At 54.2% G+C, this 16,042-nt stretch carries 9 protein-coding genes; 5 read left to right on the top strand and 4 right to left on the bottom strand.

Going from position 1 to position 16,042, the window contains the following annotated elements; genetic code table 11:
* Positions 1-14: 14 nt before the first annotated feature.
* On the bottom strand, positions 15-767 hold the full coding sequence (locus tag LHF31_RS02075; protein WP_303773336.1) for a hypothetical protein: 753 nt from the start codon (positions 765-767) through the stop codon (positions 15-17).
* Between the two features lie 437 nt (positions 768-1,204).
* On the opposite strand from LHF31_RS02075, the gene LHF31_RS02070 reads away from it, so the two are divergent.
* Positions 1,205-4,678, top strand: coding sequence for a bifunctional UDP-sugar hydrolase/5'-nucleotidase (locus tag LHF31_RS02070; RefSeq protein WP_303773334.1), 3,474 nt, complete (start codon positions 1,205-1,207; stop codon positions 4,676-4,678).
* 75 nt (positions 4,679-4,753) lie between these two features.
* Here LHF31_RS02070 and LHF31_RS02065 read toward each other — a convergent pair whose 3' ends face one another.
* From LHF31_RS02065 to LHF31_RS02055, 3 genes are all read right to left on the bottom strand, one after another.
* The gene (locus LHF31_RS02065; RefSeq protein ID WP_298003851.1) at positions 4,754-6,196 is read right to left on the bottom strand and encodes an NADP-dependent isocitrate dehydrogenase; all 1,443 of its coding nucleotides are present in this window, start codon (positions 6,194-6,196) and stop codon (positions 4,754-4,756) included.
* A 34-nt stretch (positions 6,197-6,230) separates the two neighbouring features.
* Positions 6,231-7,688, bottom strand: a complete 1,458-nt coding sequence (locus LHF31_RS02060; protein WP_303773332.1) for an MFS transporter — start codon at positions 7,686-7,688, stop codon at positions 6,231-6,233.
* A 63-nt stretch (positions 7,689-7,751) separates the two neighbouring features.
* Positions 7,752-9,200 carry an MFS transporter gene (locus tag LHF31_RS02055; protein ID WP_298002828.1) on the bottom strand — a complete coding sequence of 483 codons (1,449 nt, stop codon included), beginning with the start codon at positions 9,198-9,200 and terminating at the stop codon, positions 7,752-7,754.
* Positions 9,201-9,613: 413 nt separating this feature from the next.
* Between LHF31_RS02055 and LHF31_RS02050 the strand changes: the two genes are divergently transcribed.
* From LHF31_RS02050 to LHF31_RS02035, 4 genes are read left to right on the top strand one after another with little or no spacing between them, the layout of a single operon-like run.
* Positions 9,614-10,321 (top strand): glycerol-3-phosphate acyltransferase, encoded by a 708-nt coding sequence (locus LHF31_RS02050; protein WP_303773330.1) that lies wholly within the window; start codon positions 9,614-9,616, stop codon positions 10,319-10,321.
* 6 nt (positions 10,322-10,327) lie between these two features.
* Entirely contained in the window at positions 10,328-12,706 is a 2,379-nt protein-coding gene (locus LHF31_RS02045; protein WP_298010528.1) for a PEP/pyruvate-binding domain-containing protein, read from the top strand.
* Positions 12,693-13,448 (top strand): ABC transporter ATP-binding protein, encoded by a 756-nt coding sequence (locus LHF31_RS02040; RefSeq protein ID WP_298010531.1) that lies wholly within the window; start codon positions 12,693-12,695, stop codon positions 13,446-13,448. Before LHF31_RS02045 ends, LHF31_RS02040 begins: the two co-directional genes overlap by 14 nt.
* Before the next feature lie 7 nt (positions 13,449-13,455).
* Positions 13,456-16,041 carry an ABC transporter permease gene (locus LHF31_RS02035; protein ID WP_298010534.1) on the top strand — a complete coding sequence of 862 codons (2,586 nt, stop codon included), beginning with the start codon at positions 13,456-13,458 and terminating at the stop codon, positions 16,039-16,041.
* Position 16,042 lies beyond the last annotated feature (1 nt).

Below are 16,042 nucleotides of genomic sequence, written 5' to 3'. Positions count from 1 at the left end.
CCAACCCGTAGAGGTTAACGCCTGCGGCTCAGCGTTCGCAGTCGTTGAATACTCTCCTGCAGGTCTTCAAGTTCGCCTGCAAGCGGCGTTCCGCCTTCGCCGCGCAGGGTGGCGGCTTCTCCGGGCAGACGTCGTATCACCTTTTCGACCGACTCGGCAAGGACTTCAGCCTGAGCGCTGATCTCAGTGCGCTCTTCGGTGGCTTGCTGGGCTTGTTGAATGGCTTGCGCCGCGCGGGCATCGGCAGGGATGCGCCCGAAGTAGTAGCCGATGACTGCGCCAACCAGTCCGGTCATCACCATAATCAATTCGCGGGCTTGATTGATGCGCATTTCATCGCCCACCAGTTGCAGAGAGACCCACAACATGCGAACTGTGGTTGCCACCAGCAGGATGGCAATAATGGCGGTCACCACCTCTTTAAAAATGGTGATGATATCTTCAACCTTGAATGAGACGGGATTGCGGGGAGCAGGTTCAGGAACAGGGGTTGTCATGGAAACACCTCCAGGGTAGACATGGGAAGCAGAATCAACTGCGGAGGAAGGCAGTTCTTCATCTGGCTCGGGGGTTGAAATGGCTGTTTCCAGCCCAACGGATTGAGCAATATGGGGGAACGCCTGTAAGAGCGCTGTCAGGCGGGGGAGCAGTGTTTCTTCCGGTGTGCCTGCCAGCAGTTCATCACTGAGCGCCAGATACCGGGCTTCAAAGTCGGCAAATCCATCCATCTGAGAAAGGGCAGGACGGGCGTTTTCAATTTTTGCCATCATTTCCGCGAGAGATTGCATACTGTTAGTGTAGCATGAATTGCGGGGCAAGGTTGCGCTCAGTTTAAGAAACCCTTAACCAGATATTGACAGGTCATTATCCCAGAATTCTCTTAATAACCGTAAAATTGTCATGAATTTTCTCTGACAGAAATAACAAAAATTTGCCCTTTCGTAAAAAAGTTCTATAATGATTAATACGCCATGATTCATGTAGACGTTCCCTTCACGCGATTGATTCCGGGAAAACGACAGTAAAAACCCGCTCCACTCTGATGAAGCGGGGTAGATTTTCTTGGAGCAACAATCGGGTTGTGCAGGTAGAAGGGGACAGGAAAGGAGGTGAGACAGTCACACGAAGGCGTTCCAGATTTTCCGTTGAAGGTTCGTTCCGGTTTCAAAACACATTCTTTCGAATTCTCGGGAGGGTACAGATTATGTCTAAATTGTTCTATCGGGTATTTGCCCTGATTCTGGTTCTGAGCCTTATGCTGCCCTCGGCGGCAATGGCTCAGTCCAGCGACATTGTCCAGTTCACCATCCTTCACACCAATGACTTCCATGGCAACCTGGAACTTTCCGGATCCAATCCGGGGGCGGCGCGGGTTGCCGCGGTGATCAATAATATTCGCGCGGCAAAAGCGGCTCTGGGACAGCAGGTGCTTCTGCTCGATGCCGGCGATATCATGCAGGGGAGCCTGCTCTCCAATATTCAGAAAGGTGAACCCACCATCGCCTACTACAAGACAATCGGGTATGATGGCGTCACCTTCGGGAACCACGAGTTTGACTGGGGGCAAACGATCCTTTCGCAGCGTGTGGCTCAAGCGACCACGGATGATGGCGATCCCAATACCAAAGAATTCCCCTTCATTGCCGCCAATATTGTGCTGAAGGGTACTGCCAGCGACTGCGCTTCGGCGGGTTGGGATCTGCCCTCCTTTGTGACCGAGCCGTATCATGTGTACGAAATTCCCACGGCTACCACCCCTCTGCGCGTGGGCGTGATCGGCGTTTCCTCGATTGAAACTCCCTACATCACCATCGCGGAAGCCACAGCAGGGTTGTGCTTCAAAGATCCGGCTGACTCTATTCTGCACTATTATGATGCGCTGGATGCCGCCTCGGATGTCATTGTGGTGCTCTCGCACAATGGCTACACCGACGGCGGGTATGGCTACGGCTTCACCGTGTATGGCGATCAGACGCTGGCACAGAAACTCAACACTGCTGGCAAACCGGTCAACCTGATCATTGGCGGGCACAGCCACACGGATTTAGCCACCGCGACCATGGTGGGCAACACAATGGTGGTGCAGGCGCATTATGCCGGTCGTAAGGTGGGGCAGGTGGACTTCACCGTCAACCGCACCACGGGTGCCATCTCCATGACGTGGACGAAACATGCGGTGAGCACGACCGGAGCAGAAGATCCCACGATTAAGGCGCTGGTGGAGGGTTATGTCAATGATCCGGCGTATCAGGCGCTCATCAATGAACCCATCTTCTATACCAATGTGCCCATTGTGCGGGATTACAACGGCAACGGCTTGATGGGTGAGATGGTCAACGATGCCATCTACAACGAACTCAACAACGATGCCGAGCCTGCCAACGATGTGGACATGGTCTTCAACAACCCGGGTGGCTTGCGCGCCGATATCACAGCAAGCGATTGTCCTTCCTATCCCTGTCTGGTGACGTATGGCAAGATGTTCAACATTCTGCCGTTTGGCAATCAGACGGTGGTCGGAGAGATGACCGGCGCTCAGATTGTTGAACTGCTCAACCAGTCTGCCACGCTCTTCAAGGGCGCTTTGCAGGTTTCCGGCATCCGCTACAAGTTCTACCGCTATGTGACTGCTGGAACCACCTGGGCTTGGGGCGCGTACGACATTCAGGTCTGGGACAAAGCCACCTCCGCCTGGGTGCCCATTGATGCCAACAAAACCTACCGCGTAGCCACCAATGAATTCCTGGCTCCTGCCGGTCAGGATGGCTTCACCCCCTTCAAGTACTTCAAAGTGCTTTCCTACTGGGGCGACATGCTCAATCAGGTCAATAACTGGATGAAGAATCATTACAACCCGGATGTTGATCCCACCAAGTCGCCCTATGATCGCACGGTGGATGGGCGTATTGCCCGTGATGGCGATGACACCTTCGATACCGATCCGATCATCCCGGTGACCATCCTCCATCACAATGATTCGCACGGTCGCCTGCTCAAGAGTGGTTCTTTCCAGGGGTATACGCAACTGGCAACCATCATTAAACAGGAACGTACCTTTAACCCCACCCGCACCCTTCTGCTGACGGCAGGCGATAACATCCAGGGCGACTCGATGATGTATTACTTCAAGACCGCCGCTCTGGGGTATGCTGCGGATGGCACGTCTCTGCCCGCTGAACTGCGCATGAACCCGCTCATTAAAGCCTTCAACGCTATGGGCTATGACGCCATGACGCTGGGCAATCACGAGTTTAACTTTGGGAAGGATGTGTTTGTCTCAACCCTGCAGGATGCCAACTTCCCCATGTTGCAAGCCAACATTCAGGATGACGGCTCCTACGGGTTGAACAAGGTGCCCGTTCTGCCGTATGTGCGCAAGATTGTGGGACCGGAAAACATCCGGGTGTCTATCCTGGGCATCGGCAACCACCGTATCTCCAATTACGAACTGCCGTCCAACATTCCGGGCTTGACCTTCCCGAACCCCATCACCACGGCGCAATCCTACGCGCCCATGCTGCGGTCCAGCAGTGATGTGGTGATTGCCCTGACCCATATCGGCTTCACCGAGAATCCTGCGAGCGTAGAGGTGGACACCAACGTGGACACCTATCTTGCCGCGCAGGTGAGCGGACTGGATGCCATCATTGGCGGTCACAGCCACACCGATCCTTCCAAGGGCTTTGGTCCCTACAAATACCTGCCGACGATCCTCGGCAATCCGGATGGCAAACCGGTGCTGGTGACCCAGGCGTACCGCTACAATACCTATCTGGGTGAGGTGGTCCTGGGCTTGCGCGCCAAATCCCTCACCGGCGGCGCGACCTACGACGTGGTTTCCCGCACAGGGAAATACATCTCCGTGGGTACTGCGGTCACCGAAGACCCGACCATCAAAGCCATTGTGGATCCCTACAATGCCCTGCTGACGGCGTACAACAACACCACGCTGGGCGATACCATTACCCCCATTGATGCCCGCACGGCGTACACCGAAGAAACCAATGCCGCCAACCTGCAGGCAGATGCCTCGGTGTGGAAACTGCGCAAGGAAGGTGTGACGGTTGACTTCCACCTCTCCGGTGCGATGACCAATCAGGTGGTGGCAACAACCGCCAGCCCGAGCAATCCGGTCACGCTGACGGTGGCGAACATGTTCACCCTCATGCCCTATGAGAACTCGCTGGTGACCCTGCGCATGAACGGTCCACAGTTGAAAGCCGTCCTTGAACGCGCTTACCGCAACTACTACTACTATAAGTACGTGCCCGGCGCAGGCGGATACTCGTACTACACCACCTGCATGCTGGACATCAATAAGGGTGGGCGCATTATCTACAACGATACCTATCCTGCCCTGCCAAGCGGTAACAATGTGGTGGCGCTGTACTTCACCGATACCAGCGGCGTAGAACATCGGGTGGACTTCAACGATGCCAGCAAATACTACCGGGTTTCCACGGTGAACTACCTGGCAGCCGGTTCGTGCAACTTCAACGACAGCGGCGTTTCCCTCTGGCCACTCAGCCAGATCGAGAACGACACGCAGTACTACGTGCGCGATGCCGTCATTGAATACCTGCAGGATCCCGGCACGGTCAAACCAATCAACCCGCAGATTGAAGGACGTCTCCAGTACGTCACGCCGCGGGCTTACATCCCTGCCATCTTCAAGTAATCCTTTGACGTGATCTCTTGATCGAAACAGGGCAGGTTTTTCCTGCCCTGTTTCTCTTTCAATCTGGTCTGAAGTTTACTCCCCCTGTCCGGCAGAATAGCCGGGCACGCCGTCAAAGGTGTAGAGATTTTCGGTTTTAATGACTTCCAGCCCGGCTTCGTTGAACCGTCTCAACAAATCGAGGATCTGATTATATTCCGCCTTTTGCCCCTCCTGTGCCAGGAAGCGGCAGCGCCAGTGGTCAGAGCAGAAGGTTTCGGGCAGTCCGCCCGGGTACACCTTAACTCCACGGTTGGTGATCATCCTCAGAGAAAGGCCGTTCCCGCTTAACGCTTCAACTTTTCTGCCCAGCACGTCGGGGTTGCGGTCAGATTCGTCCCAGTCGAGGAACACATCTACCCCCACCAGTTCTTTACAGCAGGGACGCGGCACGCTGAAGCGGATCTCAATGCCGGTGTTGCGGAAGCGCGAGGGCTGCAGGCGTTCCGGGGCTCTGCCGAGGCGTTCGATGATGGCATCTGTGAAGGCTTCCGTTCCCACCCGTTTTTGACTCAGCCCTTCGCGGTAGATATCCGCGGTGTGGATGCCGTCTTCCAGCGTACACAGCCAGGCGTTTTCGATGGTTTGCGCTGTTTCTCCCAGACCCAGATGTACCAGCATTTGCACGGCCGCCTGCAGCAGCCCGGAAGGGTTGGCAATGCCTTTCCCGGCAATATCGGGGGCTGATCCATGAATGGCTTCGAACATTGCCATTTCTCGCCCGATGTTGGACGACCCCGCCAGCCCCACCGAGCCTGCCAGTTGTGCCGCGACGTCCGAGAGAATATCGCCGTAGAGATTGGGCGTGACAATCACATCCAGCGTTTCGGGCTGGGCGGCAACCCGCGCCGCCCCAATGTCCACGATTTGATGCTCGGCTTGAATGTCGGGGTATTCTTCGGCTACGGCGTTGAAGATGCGGTGAAACAGCCCATCGGTGATCTTCATGATGTTGTCTTTGGTCATGCAGGTCACTTTGCGGCGTCCGTAGGCGCGGGCGTACTCAAAAGCATAGCGCACGATGCTCTCTGTCCCCGGATGGCTGATGAGTTTGAGCACCTGCGTCATTTCCACGGTTTGCTGATGCTCAATTCCACCGTACAGGTCTTCTTCATTTTCGCGGATGATCACCAGATCCATGAGCGGGTGCGCCGAGGCGACGAATGGGGTGTAGGCTTTGCAGGGACGTACATTGGCAAACAACCCCAGTGTCTTGCGTAGAGTCACGTTGATGCTCTTGTAACCGCCTCCCTGTGGAGTGGTCACCGGCGCTTTGAGCAAAACGCGGTTGGCGCGGATGACATCCCACGCTTCCGGGGGGATGCCCGAAAGCACACCCCGACGGTATACCGCTTCGCCAATTTCGATGACATCCCACTCCAGCGGGGCTTGCGCTGCCTGCAGGATGCGCAGGACTGCCCGCATAATCTCCGGTCCAATACCGTCGCCAAAGGCTATGGTAATTCTTTTGTTGTCCATGGATTTTCCCTCACCGATAATTTCTCTCATCTCTCTACGTTTCAGACGAAGAGGGTTTCGATTGCACCCATCGCAGGGTGACCACGCTCAAAATCAGTAAGAGGGCGTAGGCTCCAAAGATGACGAAATACCCCATGCCGGGCTGGATGCGGTTGATCCAGTCGGCAATCGGTCCGCCAATGCCAGTGCCGACCATGCCCGCGCCTGCCCCTGCCAGGTTGGAAACCCCCAGATAGCGCCCGGCCTGGTCTTCCGGCACCAGGCTTACCCCCAGCGCCCACGAGGTGGCGTAGAACAATCCGGTGGCAGATCCCAGCAGGATGCCTGCCACATAAATCAGGGGCAAACGTGGGGTAAAAATCGTGGTGAGCAGGATGAGCGCGCCCAGAGCCCCCACCGCTCCGCTGATGCCCACCAGTTTGCGCCTTCCAAAGCGGTCGGAAAGCACCCCACCCGGCAGGGTTGCCAGCAGGGTGAAAATACCCACCACGGTGAACAGTTCTCCATTCAGGCGCACGGCTTCCTCGCGGGTGATGTGAAAGACATACATCAGGAAGAACAGGGAGAAGGATTGAATGGAAGTCAGCGCGGAGAAGAAGAACAGGCGGTTGACAATCCACCAGATGAAAGGACTTTGTTCGCGCGCTGCCTTCCAGCCCAGAGTGGCGCTGGCACCCGTCCACACTCCCGCTCCAACGGCAATGATCATTGCCGCGGCACAGCCCACCCCGATTCCCAGGATGGATGCTGCCGGGGACTGGAAGAGAAAGTGAGCCAGTAGCCAGACCAGACCGCCCAGTGCTCCGCCTGCCGCCAGTCCACCGCCGGCACCCGCCAGAATGCCTGCCAGCATGCCCAGCACGCGAATCATTGTGGGCGCCAGAGGAATATCAGGCTTTTCTTTCAGGGGCGTCTCCTTGACCAGCACCATGGTGAGGAGCATGATCAGCAGGTGCGCGCCGCCCACAATCCAAACCGCCAGGGTGAACCCTCCATTGCTGACGATGCGCGCAATGATCAGGGAGACCAGCAGAAGAGGGATCAACTCCATGAAGCCCTTGACGCCAGAGGCGATGCCGCGCTTTTCTTCGGGGATAAGGTCGGGAATCAAGCCCTGTACCGCGCCATGCGAGATGTTGGCGGTGAACTGAATGAGCAGAATGGCAATCAGCAGGGAGGTGTAGTTCCACGATACCGCAATGAACGCCAGACACAGCAAATCCAGCAGAACGCCAACAAAAATGAAGGGACGTCTGCGCCCAAAACGCGAGGTGTTGCGATCGCTGAGGATGCCCATAGCCGGTTGTACCAGCATGGCAATCACCAGCCCGGCCGTGCGAATGGTGCCCAGTGCGGTGTTGCGCACGTCTTCGGCAACGAAGGCGGCGAGCAGATAGGGCAGGAACACTCCGCCTACCGCGTTATTGCGGATGTTCAGCCCGAACCAGTACAGGTTAATGGTGAGATAATCGTACCAGCGTGGAGATTTCATGAGGATAGTGTACAACAAAAACGCAGGGGATGAACCCCTGCGGTGGAAGAAAAATCAAATCCATTACCCCTGAGTGGGCTGAATGGAGTGCGCGGCGCGTTTGCGGCGGGTGTCCATCCACAGGGCAAGAGAAGCCAGCAGTGCGGAGAGCAAGACGACTCCCGCGGCAATGTGGTACATGCCGGTTATGCCGTCCACAAGGGCCTGTGGCTCAGCCCGGGTGATTTCCACTCCAGACTGATAGAACCGGCTTGCCAGCACCTGTGCCGTGAAAAGACTGCCCATCAGGGGTAAGCCGGTGGAGTTGCCCAGCGTACGCGACAGACCGATCAGCCCCGACGCCACACCCAGCCGCTCTCGCGGGACTGCGCCCATGATGGCGCTGTTGTTGGGCGACTGGAACATACCCATTCCCAGCCCCAGCACTCCCAACCGCCAGAGGATGCCAAAGGTGTTGGTATCGGCGCGCAGGGTGCCGAAGGCGATACAACCTGCCACGATCAGGAGCAATCCCATCAGGCTGATTACCCGCGAGCCAAAGCGGTCGGAAAGAGAACCGGCAATGGGTGCAGTGATGCCCATCAGAATCGGATTTGCCATGAGGAACAGTCCGGTCATCTGCACCGAAAAGCCTTTCACGTTTTCCAGGTAAAAGGGCATGATGAAACCGCCCGCCAGCACCACAAACACCAGAAACCCCATCATCAGGTTGATGGAGAAAAAGGGGTTGCGGAAGAGGTTGAGATCCAGCATGGGTTGAGGAACGCGTTTCTCGATGAGGATGAACACCAGCAAGCCCGCCAGAGCGCTGAGCAGAAGCGCCCGCACTGTGGGACTGGAGAAACCGGCATCCTGACCGAGGGTCATTCCCAGCGCGTAAGCGCCGAGGGTGAAGAAGAGCACCAGCGCACCCACAGCGTCAAAGCGTTGATGAGGGTTGGGAGGCGGGCAGGCAGGTACAAAGCGCAACACTGCCAGCGCGGTGAGAATCCCAACCGGTACGTTGACCCAGAAGACCGACTGCCAGCCAATCGAGCCGATCAGCAGTCCTCCCAGCGGGGGACCGATAGCAATCCCCACTGAGACAGTCGTTCCCATCAAGCCCAGCGCGCGTCCGCGCTCGGAGGGGGAGACAATCTGGGTGACCAGCGCGTTTCCCAGAGCCTGCATCATCACGGCTCCCAGTCCCTGCAAAGCGCGGAAGCCAATCAACCAGCCGATGGAGGGGGAGAGCCCACACAGGAAGGAACTGAAAGTGAACAACCCCAGTCCTGTCAGGTAAATGCGTTTCTTATCCCGCATGTCACCCAGGCGGGCGATTCCCAGCATCAACGATGCCAGCACCACGACGTAACTCAAAACCACCCACTGCACGGTGGCAAAACTGGTGTTGAAGACCCGAACCAGTGTAGGCAGGGAGATGTTGACAATGCTGGCGTCCAGCGTTGCCATAAACACCCCCATTCCCAGTCCCAGTAATGCCAGCCACTTGTTTTGCGATGATGCCTTCATGGTTCTCCTGCAACGGGTAAACGTTTCCTCTGATTCTACCCGTTTTTTTTTGGGAAAAGATGAAGAAGATAGAAAAATACAGCAATGCCATCCGGAAACACCGGGTTTTTGCCTTGAGGTGAACAGCAGGCTAAACGAAAGCCGCTAAAGCACTGGGAAAGATGCCGTGTTACTCATTGGAAGGCAGTAAACACCTCTGGATAAGCAGGATAAACAACTCCGAAAAAACACTTTCTCTTCCTTCTGCTCCTGCAAATGGTTTTTTCAGGATCCTGTACAAAACCCCTTGAGCGTGTTGAAACCCGATGGCGCAGATGGTGTACAGACATTCAACCTTTTTGGGTTGCACAACCTGTTGATTAACGCTGTATAAAATGCTACAAAGGAAAAAACATTTTGAGCGGGGAGAAATTATGGATTCCTCTCTTTTATTGCTGGCAGTTCTTTCAGGCTATCTGATCGGCTCAATCTCCTTTGCCCGTCTCATTGCACGCACGCTCAAACCAGAACAGGACCTCAACCAGGTTCAGATTCCCCTGGATTCGGGTGATGGACACAGGTTAAGGGCAGTCGGTGCTACAACCGCGTCTATTGTGCTGGGCGCAAAATGGGGAGGCATCATTGCATTGCTGGATATTATCAAAGCCTTTGTGCCAACGCTGATTTTCAGGCTCATTTTCCCCGATCAAATCTATTATCTGTTTGCCGGGGCAGGGGCAATTGCCGGGCATATCTGGCCCCTGTACCATCGTTTCCGTGGGGGTTATGGCCTTTCTCCAGTGCTGGGGGCTTTTCTGGTGATGGATCCACTGGGGGTACTGGTGAGCAATGCTCTGTCAATGTTTCTGGGACTGGTTGTCCTGCGTGATGCAGTAATCGTTATGGTTGCCGGGACCTGGTTGATGGTTTTATGGGTGTGGCTGGTACGCGGCGACCCCGCGATGATTATCTTTGTACTGGTTGCTAATCTCTTGCTTGGCTTTGCGGCAATTCCTGAATTGAGCGGTTATTTCCGCGATCGGAAGTCTGGCAAAGTCAACATTGATGAAGCCATGCAAAAATTCCCCATGGGCCGTATGATCCAGAAGTACTTCCTGAAGACAACGAAACCCAGGGATTGACATTACATGCCATCCGCACCGATTCTCCTCTCGTTATCAGATCGCAGGTTACCGTCAACGGTGGGTAACAAGGCGCGTAACCTGCGCCGTCTGGCAGATAAAGGGTTTTGCATCCCTCTCACCTGGGTTATTCCCTGGGAAGCATATCTGCGTTATCTGGCGGATGACATCACCTTGATTCAAGAATTACAACAGACATTGAATCAGGTGATTCAACCAAAGCGGTTATATGCCGTGCGTTCCTCAGCCGATATTGAAGATACGCTGGAACGCTCTTACGCCGGTCAATTTAAGACCGTGCTGAATGTAAGAGGGGTGGACAATGTTTTGCAAGCCATCTGGCAGGTCTGGGCTACAGCAAAGTCGTTTCAGGTGGATGAGTACCGGCAAAAGTTACAGCGTAACGATGAACCATTACACATGGCTGTCATCTTACAGGAAATGGTGAAACCGGTGGTTTCCGGGGTAGCCTTCAGTTGCAACCCGCTTACCGGTATTGAGGAAGTAGTGGTAGAGGCAGTACAGGGGGAAGGCACCTTCCTTGTTCAGGAAGGAATCACACCTCAGCGCTGGGTAAACCGTCGTGGTGTATGGCTGGAACAACCTGAAAGTCCATACCTGCCCTTGCAAAGGGTTACGGAAATTGCAGAAGGTGTGCAAAAAATTTCCAGGGCGTTTAAACAGGTTGTGGATACCGAATGGGTGTTTGATGGAGAAAGGCTCTTCTGGATTCAGGTTCGTGAAATCACCGGATTGAAAACAGTCAATATCTATTCCAACCGTATGGCGCGTGAGATGATTCCGGGGATTGTTAAACCCCTGATCTGGTCCGTGAATATCCCCCTGGTGAATACAGTCTGGGTACGGTTGCTGGCTGAAATGGTGGGTGATCACGGCATCCAACCGGAAGATCTGGCAAAGTCGTTTTACTACCGGGCGTACTTCAATACAACAACGCTCGCCCGAATTTTTGATCTGGTTGGAATGCCACCGGATGTTCTTGAGCGGATGATGGGGATCTTACCCCCTGATACCCCCAGACAAAAATTTCGGCTAAACCCCAAAATGATAAAGCACATACCAAGGTTGATCGGTTTTATCTGGGATAAATTGAATTTTGAACGGAAGATCAACCGGCACTTTCCGAAATTGCGTGAAGGAATCTACTCCTTTGAAGTGGAATCGGTTGGCAAAAAAAAGCCAGAGGAATTACTGGCAGAGATTGACCGCTTATTTACTGTTGTCCAGCGGTTAGCGTATTTTAACGTTGTTGGACCGCTCCTGATGTCGCTTTATCATAATCTGTTCACCAGGTCTATCCGGCGCATGGGAATTGCTCCCGAGGAATTTGACGAATATAAAGGCATGGAAGACATCCGCCAGTATGACCCCAATACCTTTTTACAATCATTGCGCCAGCATTGGAGAACATTGCCAGAGGAAACCCGCCAGCGATTACAAACCTGCACCTACGAGGAATTTCAGCAAATGGATGAATTGGGTAGCCTGCGGGATGAAGTCTCTGCCTTTTTGAAGCGGTTTGGTCATTTGAGCGACAGCGGTAACGATTTTTCAGCGGTTCCCTGGCGGGAAAACCCAACAATCATCTTGAGATTGCTTGAAATTGACCACAAAGATTCCCCGGTTTTGCCTAAAACCGTTGATTTTGATGATTTGCCTGTGCGGGGCATTCGTCGCGCCCTTTTGAAATTCATCCTTCGCAGGGCACAGTATTACCGGGCCTTTCGAGAGCAGATCAGTTCCCTGTATACGTATGGATATGGATTGTTCCGACCCTGTTTTCTGGCAATCGCAGATCATTTTATCCGGCAAGGCTGGCTGAAACAGCGTGAAGATATCTTTTACCTTGAATTTTCTGAAATTCGCCAGGCAATTTTGCATCCGGAACAGGCAGGAGAAGTGATTGACCAGAAGCCCGACCGGAGAAAGGCAGAAATTGCCTCGCTGGAAGACATGCAACTGCCCGCCATTATCTACGGTGAACAACCGCCCCCGGCAATGCCCATGCAGGTTTCAAGGCTAAAGGGGACACCGACTTCGCAAGGTTATTACCGTGGACCGGTGAAGGTGGTGAAAGGTCTGGAAGATTTCCATAAAGTGCAGCAGGGTGATGTGCTGGTGGTGCCCTTTACAGATGTGGGCTGGACACCGCTTTTTGCCCGCGCGGGTGCTGTGGTGGCAGAATCAGGCGGGATCCTCTCTCACAGTTCCATTATCGCCCGTGAATACCATATCCCGGCAGTTGTATCTGTTCAAGGGGCAACGCTCCTGAAAGATGGTATGCTTGTAGCAGTGGATGGGTATCAGGGTGAGGTCTTATTGCTCGACATCTCCGTAGAGGGGGTAAAAAATGAAAATTCTTGAAGCGCAGAATTTGCACAAGACATATGAACTGGGTAAGGTAACGGTACGTGCACTGGCAGGGGTGAATTTTTCAGTCAGTGCCGGTGAATTTGTGGCAATTATGGGGCCTTCGGGCAGCGGGAAATCAACCTTGCTACACCTGCTCGGTGGACTGGATCAGCCTTCGGGGGGAGTCGTGATTCTATCAGGACAACAACTTTCGGGACTGTCGGATAAACAGGTAACCCTGATGCGGCGCAGAAATATTGGTTTTGTGTTTCAGTTTTTTAATTTGTTACCCACCCTTACTGCAGAAGAGAATATTTTGTTACCCGTGATCATTGATGGGCAGGATCCGCGCAAGTATGAAGGATTTCTGGTGCGGTTGCTGGATTTAATCGGTTTAACCGACCGTCGTCATCACCGTCCGGATCAACTTTCCGGTGGAGAACAGCAACGGGTAGCGCTGGCGCGTGCGCTGATCAACCAGCCGGCTATTCTTCTTGCAGATGAACCCACCGGAAACCTGGATTCGAAAACCAGCAAGGCAATGATGGAGTTGTTGCGCCGTTCTTGTACTGAACTGGGACAGACAATTGTCATGGTCACCCATGACCCTCGTGCTGCGGCCTATGCTGATCGGGTAGTCTTTATCAAAGATGGTCAAATCAACCAGGAAATCCAGTTTTCGTCGGAAGATGACCTGCCGAAGCGTTACCGTCAAATTGTAGAGATCATGGAACACCTGGAATTGTCAGAATGAGGCTTTCATGAGGCTGATTCGCTTACTCTTACTGCGCTCTTTCCGTTTGCGCCCTGCACGGGTCTTGTTAAGTATGTTTGGGATTACCCTTGGGGTTGCAGGCATGCTTTCGATCAGCGTAACCAACCAGAGCGCTCTGGATGCAGTGCAGCGTTTACTGGTCAATACTTCCGGTTCAGCGCGGCTCTCCATTATCCCGGCAGTGTCTGGGGGTGAATCCCTGCCGGAGCAAATGGTATCTGCCGTGAGCCGGGTGGCGGGTGTTCAACAGGCAGTGCCGGTGCTGAAGGTGACCACTTCTCTTGCCAGTCAATCGGCGCCGGAACAGGTGGGATTAAGTTTTTTTGGCGCTAATGCAGGCGGAATGATCATCCACGGGGTGGATGCCGCGGCAGAACTGCGAGCCCGTGAGTACCGTGTGACGTCTGGACGTTTCCTTTCCAGTTCTCCCGAAGCCAATGAAATTGTTCTGGTAGAGAACTTTGCCGAGGATAACGATTTGAAAGTGGGACAGCGCATTGGAATCCTTACCCCGTACGGTGTGGAACGGGTATTGCTGGTGGGGTTGATCGCAAAAGAAGGGGCGGGGTTGACCAATAACGGGGCATTTGGCGTTGCTCCTTTGAGGACGGTTCAGCGCATGTTTGATCGCGCGGGCGAAGTGGATCAGATAGATGTACTGGTTGAAGAATCATATACCAGCACCGCTCAACTGAATCTACTTGCCCGGAATGTACAGCAACGGTTAGGTACACGTGCTTCGGTTGTGTCGCCTGCCAGCCAGGGACGCCGAACTACTGAAATGTTGAATAACTACCAGATCGGTTTGAATTTTCTGAGCGGGGTTGCCTTATTCGTAGGTGCGTACCTGATTTACAACGCCTTTGCCATGACGGTGGTGGAGCGCACTCGTGAATTCGGTATGCTACGGACGGTGGGGATGACAAAGGCGCAAATCACCGCGCAGATGCTGTTGGAAGCGCTGGTGCTGGGTCTGGCTGGCTCATTTCTGGGGCTGGCGCTGGGAATTTTACTCTCCCGGGGGTTAAGCCAGTTGATGAGCGGGTTGTTAAATATTGACCTGGTTCGGATGCCCATTCCAGTATCCGCCGTTTTGACCAGTCTGGTGCTGGGCATAGGGGTAACCTTGCTGGGAGCCATGTTGCCGGCAAGACAGGCTGGGAATGTTTCTCCAATTGAAGCCTTACGCATCCGCGGCAAGTCACGGGAAGGCTGGCTGCTGGTTAACGGTTGGAAACCGGGTGTGGTGCTGCTGGCTTCCTCTGTGGCTATCCTGTTGTGGAACCCCTTTGCATACGACCCGATGTTCCGTCTGGGTAGTCTGACTGTGTTCCTGCTCTTTCTGGGCGTTACGTTAATCCTGCCTGCAGGAATCACTCCCTGGGAGCGTATGATGCAGCCAGTGGTGAAATTGTTGTACGGTTCCAGCGGAACACTCGGGAGCCGGAACATTGAACGCTCCCGTTTGCGCTCCACGATCACGGTTGGGGCGCTTCTGGTAGGAGTAGCCATGATTCTGGTGGTTCGGGGGATGACCGAATCCTTCGTTTCAGATTTACGCCTCTGGATGGAGGCGTATCTGGGCGGCGATATTTATGTCAATTCGGCAGTACCCTTACGAAGCACGGTTGGCAGTCAGTTGAGAGCAATACCGGGTGTGGCTATGGCTGCGCCGGTACGTTATCTGCCTGTGCAATGGAAAACCGCCAGCAGTGATGTGCAGGAGACCACGCTTATGGCAGTTGACCCGGTATCCTATACTCAGGTAACCGGCTTTGTCTTCAGTGAAGGTCAGACAAACCCGGCGGAAGCCGTACAGCGGCTGGCTCAGGGAGATGCGGTTTTTCTTTCCAGTGTGTTATCCGAGAAATATGGGCTGAAACCGGGGGATACAATCTACATGCGCACACGCTCGGGATGGCATCCCTTTTCCATTGCTGCGGTTGTGGTGGATTTTTACAATAATGGGCAAATGATTACGGGATCATGGGCAGATATGCGCCGTTATTTTCGTGTCAATGATGCCAACACGTTTCTGGTGCGTGTCCAGCCGGGCGAAGATGCGGCAGAGGTGGAGAAACGGATTGACCGTCAATTAGGTAAACGCTATCGGTTGATTCTTGAATTGAACGATTCTCTGCGTAAACGTGCCTTCAGTCTTCTGGATCAGGCTTTCATCATGTTCGACGTACTGGCGGTCATCTCTATCGTGGTGGCATCTCTGGGGGTGGTTAATACGCTTACCATGAGTGTCATCGAACGTCGCCGTGAAATCGGTATGTTGCGTGCAATTGGGCTGACGCGCAACCAGGTGGCGCGAATGGTTCTGGCGGAGGCGGGCATCATGGGATTGCTGGGCGGTGTTTTCGGAATTGTTTTAGGAATTCTGCTTACACGCCTGTTTTTGTTTGGCATGGCGGCTATGTCGGGGTATAAACTGGCATTTGTGATGGCACCAGAGGGATTGATTTTTTCGCTGGTGATTGCTCTGGTGGTCTCTCAACTGGCAGCCCTGCTACCTGCCTTACAGGCAGCGCGTACCCCCATCCTCGAAGCCATTCAGTTTGAGTGAA

Source organism: Anaerolinea thermophila (assembly GCF_020723905.1).
GTDB classification, from domain to species: domain Bacteria; phylum Chloroflexota; class Anaerolineae; order Anaerolineales; family Anaerolineaceae; genus Anaerolinea; species Anaerolinea thermophila_A.
Note: the sequence above shows the minus strand (reverse complement) of the source record. Positions and strands in the feature narration are given on the sequence as shown.

Excerpts from the sequence above, each read along its gene's own strand:
- LHF31_RS02065 (WP_298003851.1), bottom strand. The coding sequence starts at position 6,196 with ATGGACAACAAAAGAATTACCATAGCCTTTGGCGACGGTATTGGACCG.
- LHF31_RS02070 (WP_303773334.1), top strand. The coding sequence starts at position 1,205 with ATGTCTAAATTGTTCTATCGGGTATTTGCCCTGATTCTGGTTCTGAGC.
- LHF31_RS02050 (WP_303773330.1), top strand. The coding sequence starts at position 9,614 with ATGGATTCCTCTCTTTTATTGCTGGCAGTTCTTTCAGGCTATCTGATC.
- LHF31_RS02055 (WP_298002828.1), bottom strand. The coding sequence starts at position 9,200 with ATGAAGGCATCATCGCAAAACAAGTGGCTGGCATTACTGGGACTGGGA.
- LHF31_RS02045 (WP_298010528.1), top strand. The coding sequence starts at position 10,328 with ATGCCATCCGCACCGATTCTCCTCTCGTTATCAGATCGCAGGTTACCG.
- LHF31_RS02075 (WP_303773336.1), bottom strand. The coding sequence starts at position 767 with ATGGCAAAAATTGAAAACGCCCGTCCTGCCCTTTCTCAGATGGATGGA.
- LHF31_RS02060 (WP_303773332.1), bottom strand. The coding sequence starts at position 7,688 with ATGAAATCTCCACGCTGGTACGATTATCTCACCATTAACCTGTACTGG.
- LHF31_RS02035 (WP_298010534.1), top strand. The coding sequence starts at position 13,456 with ATGAGGCTGATTCGCTTACTCTTACTGCGCTCTTTCCGTTTGCGCCCT.
- LHF31_RS02040 (WP_298010531.1), top strand. The coding sequence starts at position 12,693 with ATGAAAATTCTTGAAGCGCAGAATTTGCACAAGACATATGAACTGGGT.